The organism is Pseudorhodobacter aquimaris, from assembly GCF_001202025.1.
Classification (GTDB): Bacteria; Pseudomonadota; Alphaproteobacteria; order Rhodobacterales; family Rhodobacteraceae; genus Pseudorhodobacter; species Pseudorhodobacter aquimaris.
Genome location: NZ_LGHS01000013.1, coordinates 42,030 through 49,191 on the forward strand (window position 1 = coordinate 42,030; position 7,162 = coordinate 49,191).

Here is a 7,162-nt window from a genome sequence, read left to right on the forward strand (position 1 = left end):
CGAAAGGCCGCAACGTCCCGCAGAGCTGACCGTCGCTTGTGCTCCGCCTGCATAGATCAGTGGCAAACCGGTCGGACCTTATATCGGTGAAGAGCCTATCAAGCATTTGGTCGAATGCATGGCAGTCAGTTCCCTGCATCATTAGTAACTCATGGCCATGGTCGCGGTGAAGCTGTTGGGGTGATGCGATTGCCGTTTCTTGCCAGCGGTTTGCGGCAGTTCCGTGCGACACGACGCCGACGTTGCAGGTCATAAAATCGGCTAAAATGCTGAAATTACGAAAGTATTCCGGACGCAGGGGTGACACTCATAACCTGAAGGTCGTAGGTTCAAATCCTACCCCCGCAACCAAAACTAATTCGTCAATGTTATCAATAGCTTAAAGCCCGACATAATCAGTCGGGCTTTTGCTTGTGCGGTTTACATCAACGCCACATCAACACCGCGCCTAAAAAACGGCATTCGCACGCATTCGCGTGCAGTCAGCGGCATTCGCCGACATTGAACGGCCAGAAACGCGTCCAAATGACTTCAGCGAACAGTCTTGCGCCGCCAAGGCCGCTTGGCCCAAAGTCATTGAAACATTGGGCAGGGCTAAGATATTGATTCGACTACGTGAGGGACCACTGCTTGGGCTGATCGTGAACCCCTTTGGCACGACAGCCAAGGTTCTCGAACTTGACGGTGATATGCTTCGGGCAACCAAGCGTGGCCAGACAGCGCATCTTTCTTTGGCGGACGTCTGCGACTCCCCGGTCGTTCGAAAGGGTGCATTCGGCTCAACTTTGACTGTGCGTTCGGGCACTCAGGCCGAGACCATTTTGCGTGGTGCAAACTATGCGGAAGCCGTGGATTTTTCCGATCAGGTGAAGCGCGCTTGGATCGAATTCAATCTGGCAGCCCTCAAACGAGAAGCAGATCGCTTTGACCGTCTTCATGCTGCCATTTCCGCCCTGGCAAAACCCGCCCAGTATCCTGCGGCTTGCAGCATTGAGCCTCTGCTGGTTGACGCGCGTGATCTTGATGGCACGCTTTTGTCCAAGCTGCAGCGCGAGGCAATCGGTGTCGAGGGTATGGTGCGCGTCGATCGCGTCAGGAAATTTGTTGCCGGGCCGCGCGCCGTAAGGGCTGAGGCAGTCTCGATATTCGTGGCGGCAGAACTCGAACGCTGGAAGGAGTTCTTCGACACCGTTGAGAGCATGCCGCTGACACCCGAGCAGCGCTTGTCTGTGGTCGTGGACGAGGATGCCACGCTGGTCCTTGCAGGGGCGGGGTCAGGCAAGACGAGCGTCATCACCGCGAAAGCCGCCTATCTCGTCAAGGCTGGCATCCGGCGGCCGGAGGAAATATTGCTCCTGGCTTTCGCCAAAAATGCGGCCGAAGAAATGTCCGAACGGGTCGAGGCGCGATCAGGCGTGCCGATCGTGGCGCGGACCTTCCACGCGATTGCCTACGACATTATTGGTCTTGTGGAGGGTTCAAAGCCCGCACTGGCAGACCATGCTACAGACGACGCGGCATTTACCGCATTGATCAAGCAGATCCTGAAGGATCTCATCAAAACGCTGTCAGATGTTTCAAAGAGCATCATTCGATGGTTCGCGCATTTCCTTGTCGAACCGAAGACAGAATGGGATTTCGCCACCAAGCACGCCTTTTATACCCACATGGAACAGCAGGACCTGCGCACGTTGCAGGGCGAGAAGGTCAAGAGTTACGAAGAGCTGCAGATTGCCAACTGGCTTTACGAAAACGGGATCGAATACGAGTACGAACCCAATTATGAGCACAAGCTTCCAGGGACCGGGCGGCGCGACTATTGCCCAGATTTTCGGCTGATCGAAAGCGGCGTTTATATTGAGCATTTCGGGGTGCGGCGTCAGAAGTCGGCAGATGGGAGTGAACGGCTGACGACCGCACCTTTTGTTGACCGCGAAAGCTATCTCGCCGGCATTGACTGGAAGCGGGAAGTTCACTCGGCGAACGAAACCATTCTCATTGAGACTTTCAGCTATGAACGCCAGGATGGGCGCTTATTGACTGCGCTTGCCGAAAAACTGGCTCCCCATGTGACGCTGAACCCGCGTCCGGTCGAGACAATCTATGACCGCGTCGTCGAGTTAAAGCAGGTGGACACGTTCTCACAGCTCCTCGGGACGTTCTTGCGCAAGTACAAAAGTGGTGGCTATAGCCTGGCTGACTGTGAATCCAAGGCCGAACGTGTGAAGCTTGGGAAACGCGCCAAGGCATTTCTGGATGTCTTTGCGCCCGTGTTCGAGGAATATGAGAAGCGGCTCGGCGGGCGTATCGACTTTGAGGATATGATCCTCCGGGCCGCCCGATACGCAGAGACAGGCAAATATGTCAGCCCGTTTCGTCACATCCTCGTCGATGAATTTCAGGATATCTCGCAAAGCCGCGCAAGGTTGGTGAAAGCGCTGAAAGCGCAACATCCGGACGTGCGCATGTTTGCCGTGGGTGACGACTGGCAATCGATCTTTCGTTTTGCCGGTTCAGACATTCATCTGATGCGTCATTTCGGAGGCGAGTTTGGCGGTGCATTTGATGGCGAAGCTGGCATCCACAGGACGGTTGATCTTGGTCGCACCTTCCGGTCGGTTGACCAGATCGCCTTTGCCGCCCGGACATTTGTTCTCAAGAACCCAGCGCAGTTGCAAAAACAGATTGTTCCGGCGGGGATTGCGACCGAGCCAGCAATCAGAATTATGATGACACCGCGTGATGAAGGTCTGCGCAAACTCACCGAAGTTCTGACCAAACTGTCGGCGCAGTTGGATGCGGGCGAAAAACCCGTTACCGTTCTTCTGCTCGGTCGATACCGGTTTGTTGAGCCGGATATGCGCGCGTTAAAAAGGCAGTTTCCGCGCCTGCAGCTTAGCTTCAAGACAATTCACGCCTCCAAGGGTCTTCAGGCAGATCACGTGGTTCTGCTGAACGCCGACAGCGGCCGCACGGGATTTCCATCAGAAATTGTTGACGATCCTTTGCTGACTTTGGTTTCTCCTGAAGAAGAGATGTTTGAGAACGCCGAGGAGCGGCGGGTGATGTATGTTGCGATGACGCGTGCGCGTTTTACACTCACGCTTCTTGCATCGAACGCGCGGCCATCCGCTTTTGTCACCGAACTGGGCAAGGACCCCGTTTACGGGGTAATCGCGGCGCCTGGAACGGATCAGGAAGCGCATGAATGCGGAGAGTGCGGCGGACGATTGGTGAGTGTGAATGGCAAGGATGATCGTGTCTGGTACCGGTGCGAACACGTCCAACATTGTGGAAACTTGTTGCCTGCTTGCTTGTCCTGCGGTGCCGCCCTGCCGCGGTTGGCACCCGGATCTGCGGAGGTTCGGTGCAGTTGCGGGGCCTGTTATCCGGAATGTCCCGAATGCAACGATGGCTGGTTGGTTGAACGCAAAGGGCGCTATGGGCAATTTATGGGATGCGTCCGCTACCCCGCGTGTACTGGTAAGTCCCGCCCAGCGTCGACGAAGCAGAGGTCGAGGAATTTATCGAATAGGGTAAGTCGGCGTAGGACATAGTGACTTTCTCGGATGAATTTTCCGATAAAGGTAAGTCATGGCACGCGAGATCGGATATCGACCGACCGATGGCAAAAATCGGGTCCAAGAGCTTGTCTACAAGCTGGTTGCATGCAGGGTGAATGTCACAGCCGAGGTGGCCGCCCTTCGGGGCGCGACAGAGGACTATGTCACGCAAACTGCGGAAGCTGTCGATGGGAATGCGCTGCGCATGGCGGGGAGGCTGTAGATGGCGGGCAAGCTAACACATAAATGGGCGTTCAAACCGGGTATGCGCGCGGGGGCGTACAGCTGGAAGTCGTCAGCCAAGGCCATTGACCGGCTTAAAACGACAAGCTCCGAGATCCGCGCGGTCGCCCGCACAGACCCGATTGCCGCAGCCGAGGGCGTCATTGCGCTCGCCCAGCGCATCTGGCCCGCTTTTGAGCATATCGACACTTCCTCGGGCGCGCTTGGCAATGCCGTGCGCCGGACGCTAGAAGAGTTGCTGCCAGTCCTGATAAAGGCCCCGGCCGACGAGAAGATACGCGCGAAATGGCTGGAGCAGCTGCGCGAGGCCATTCTTGATGATGGCGTCGATTATCTTGCGCCGATTGCGGATCGCTTCGGCCAGATTGCAGCTTTCCCCGCGCTGATGAACCTGCACGCGGATCGCGACCTCGACATGATCCAAGCGGCTTGGTCGGATCACGCGAGGTTTTCTCACGTCACCACGGCCACTTTGACGCTGTCTTGCCTGCTCGAGGCTGGGCGCTACGATGAATTACTTGTACTTCTTGAACTGAAGACGTCGCGCCTGTGGTTCGACCAGAAGTTCGGCGCCGAGGCGCTGCTGCGTCAGGGGCGTGAAGACGAAGCTTTGGCCTATGCAGAATCTCTGCTGAAAGATGATCGTCGCCAATGGGGCTACCAGGACATCGCGCAGTTTTGTGAGACCATTCTGGTGCGGCAGGGGCGGGAGGAAGCGGCCTATCGCCGCTTCGGCCTGCTCACTGCTGCGGGCAATACCTACCTCGCGATGTGGCGGGGTTTGGTGAAACGGTATCCGGATCTCGATGCGCGCATGATCCTTGTCGATCTGATCGAGAGCCACGGGTCCAAAGGAAAATGGTTCGCCGCCGCCAAGACCGCGAAATACTTCGACATCGCGCTTGAGTGTGCCGCCCATCCGGACGCGGCACCGGCAACACTGATCCGCGCGGCGCGGGATTTCGCGATCACGGAGCCAGCTTTTGCCGCGCAAGTCGGTCTGCAAGCGATCGGGCATCTTCTGGCGGGTCGCGGCTATGAACCCAGCCCGCTCGATATCGACGAGGCCGTCACCAATGTCATGGCCGCTGCTGAGCGGATCGGGCAGGGGGACCGGTTGCTGCGCGAGCTTCAGAGGCTCTCGGCCAATGCCGCCACCAATGTATTAATGTCAGCGCGATTGAAATCCCGGATCGCCGATATCGAAAGGGGCGACGGATAAAATGCAACACCGTGATAGCACCCGAGCAGTATCTTTATCACGGTAGCGCTCTTTTTGGTGGATTGTTGATTGTCACTGAGAACTGACCCGGCATTGTCACCGAGACTTGACCCACCCAGCTGTTATGTTCTTTGCGTCATGATGGCGTCAATGCTGCTGTCTCCTTTCGTTTCTTTTTCGCTGTCTCAGAGCTGGCCTTGAACCGATAGCTGTCATTACCTGTCTCAAGGATGTGGCAGCGGTGGGTTAGGCGGTCGAGTAGCGCGGTGGTCATTTTCGCATCGCCGAACACGCTGGCCCATTCGCTGAAGCTCAAGTTCGTGGTGATGACGACGCTGGTGCGCTCGTAGAGTTTACTGAGAAGGTGGAACAACAACGCGCCTCCCGAAGCGCTGAACGGCAGATATCCCAGCTCATCCAGGATCACCAAGTCGGTTTTCACCAACGCCTCAGCGATCTTTCCGGCCTTGCCTTGGGCTTTTTCCTGCTCCAGCGCATTGACCAACTCAACCGTTGAGAAGAAGCGGACGCGTTTACGGCGATGTTCGATCGCTTGGATGCCAAGAGCGGTAGCGACATGCGATTTCCCGGTTCCTGGGCCCCCGATCAGCACTACGTTTTCGGTCCCATCCATGAACTCGCAGCGATGCAACTGGCGAACCAAGGCTTCACGGATTTCACTGGCGGCAAAGTCGAAGCCAGAGAGGTCCTTGTATGCCGGGAAGCGTGCCGCCTTCATGTGATAAGCGACGGAACGAACCTCACGTTCAGCCATTTCGGCCTTGAGCAGCTGCGACAACATGGGGATCGCTGCGTCGAAAGCGGGCGATCCTTGCTCATGCAGGTCCTGCACAGCCTGCGCCATGCCTGGCATTTTCAGGCTACGCAACATGATGACGATGGCAGCACCAGCGGGATCATGACGCATGACGTGTTCCTCCCGTGGTGCGGCCCATCATACCGCGCTACATTGGCCTCGGGTTCCTTGCTCAAAGAAAGGGCTGCGGGCGGGGTTACATCGGGCTGGTCTATCGGTGTGCCATCCACCAGTCTGTGCAACAGGTTCAGCACATGTGTCTTGGTCGGAACGCCTGCCTCCAGTGCCAATTCCACAGCGCAAAGCACAGCTTGTTCATCGTGGTGCAGCACCAAGGACAGGATATCGACCATTTCTCGATCCCCGCCGGGCTTGCGCAGTATCTGCGCCTGCAATTTGCGGAAAGGTTCGGGCATTTCGACAAAGGGCGCCCCGTTGCGCAGCGCCCGGGCTTGCGCTGAACCACTGCCAGATAATGGCGCCAGTCATAAATGACGCGCCCTGGCTGACGGTGCGATCGTTCAATGATGCGCTCATGCGTGCAGACCACATGCCCTTCGGCGACGATGACCAGCCGTTCGGGGTAGTGTGCAGGCTGACGGGTCGATTTGCGAAGCTGGCGGGCACTGAGTAACGGTTGCGGTCAAAGGTGATCAGGCAGGTGGGCGACACCCGCTTGCTCTGCTCAACAAAGCCGTCAAACATTGTGGGCAGTGGCATCAGCGCGGGCTTTTCGGCCTCCCAGACATCAGCAATGCTGCCAGGTAGGGTGCCATGCGGAGTCTCGGCCCACAGGAGCTTGCAGCGCTCCTCCAACCACTCATTCAGCGCATTGAGGTTAGGAAAGGCGGGCATGAGTTGCCAAAGCCGGTGGCGCGCATCGCGCACATTCTTCTCAACCTGACCTTTCTCCCACCCTGCCGCTGGATTGCAGAACTCAGGATCAAAGACATAGTGGCTGGTCATCGCCAGGAACCGCGCGTTTACATCGCGCTTCTTTCCGACACCAACCCGGTCGACGGCTGTCTTCATGTTGTCGTAGACGCCGCGCCCTGGAACACCCTCAAACACCCGGAAGCCATGCCAGTGGGCATCGAACAGCATCTCATGCGTTGCAGCAGTCGTATCATAAGGATTTTGATCATAGTTTTGGCCACCTGTATTCGCCTGTGAGGAGGATATGCGCCCATCCGAGGGGCGAGATGTGCGCCAGCAGGTCGGGTGAGCAATCCAGACCGGCACGGCGGCGGCTGGTGACGGCTTGGCCGAGGTGTTTGGTGTTCCAGTAGATGATGACAGCGGCGAGCAGGTTCAGGC

The 7,162-nt window shown here is 57.2% G+C and carries 5 protein-coding genes and 1 pseudogene; 3 read left to right on the top strand and 3 right to left on the bottom strand.

All coding sequences use genetic code 11. From position 1 onward, the window contains the following. The first annotated feature begins 689 nt into the window (after positions 1–689). Genes AKU94_RS02045 through AKU94_RS02055 form a run of 3 tightly spaced genes read left to right on the top strand, consistent with a single transcriptional unit; the run spans position 690 to position 5,028 of the window. The gene (locus AKU94_RS02045) at positions 690–3,557 is read left to right on the top strand and encodes a UvrD-helicase domain-containing protein (RefSeq protein WP_083444881.1); all 2,868 of its coding nucleotides are present in this window, start codon (positions 690–692) and stop codon (positions 3,555–3,557) included. 37 nt (positions 3,558–3,594) lie between these two features. Next, positions 3,595–3,786 carry a hypothetical protein gene (locus AKU94_RS02050; RefSeq protein WP_050525699.1) on the top strand — a complete coding sequence of 64 codons (192 nt, stop codon included), beginning with the start codon at positions 3,595–3,597 and terminating at the stop codon, positions 3,784–3,786. A gap of 42 nt (positions 3,787–3,828) precedes the next feature. Further along, a complete protein-coding gene (locus tag AKU94_RS02055; RefSeq protein WP_232295652.1) occupies positions 3,829–5,028 on the top strand; it encodes a hypothetical protein in 1,200 nt (399 codons plus the stop codon). A 136-nt stretch (positions 5,029–5,164) separates the two neighbouring features. Here AKU94_RS02055 and istB read toward each other — a convergent pair whose 3' ends face one another. The 3 genes and pseudogenes from istB to AKU94_RS18865 all read right to left on the bottom strand — a co-directional run. Continuing rightward, entirely contained in the window at positions 5,165–5,956 is a 792-nt protein-coding gene (istB, locus tag AKU94_RS02060) for an IS21-like element helper ATPase IstB (RefSeq protein WP_050525701.1), read from the bottom strand. Further along, positions 5,905–6,958, bottom strand: a pseudogene (locus tag AKU94_RS18860) (IS21/IS408/IS1162 family transposase); the annotation flags it as partial. The pseudogene AKU94_RS18860 and the gene istB, both read right to left, overlap by 52 nt. Positions 6,959–6,986: 28 nt before the next feature. Then, positions 6,987–7,162, bottom strand: a 176-nt coding sequence (locus tag AKU94_RS18865; protein ID WP_157056360.1) for a Tn3 family transposase, incomplete at its 5' end; no start/stop codon positions are given.

Coding starts and splice junctions, on each gene's coding strand:
- AKU94_RS02045 (WP_083444881.1), top strand. CDS start 690: ATGCTTCGGGCAACCAAGCGTGGCCAGACAGCGCATCTTTCTTTGGCG.
- AKU94_RS02050 (WP_050525699.1), top strand. CDS start 3,595: ATGGCACGCGAGATCGGATATCGACCGACCGATGGCAAAAATCGGGTC.
- AKU94_RS02055 (WP_232295652.1), top strand. CDS start 3,829: ATGCGCGCGGGGGCGTACAGCTGGAAGTCGTCAGCCAAGGCCATTGAC.
- istB (WP_050525701.1), bottom strand. CDS start 5,956: ATGCGTCATGATCCCGCTGGTGCTGCCATCGTCATCATGTTGCGTAGC.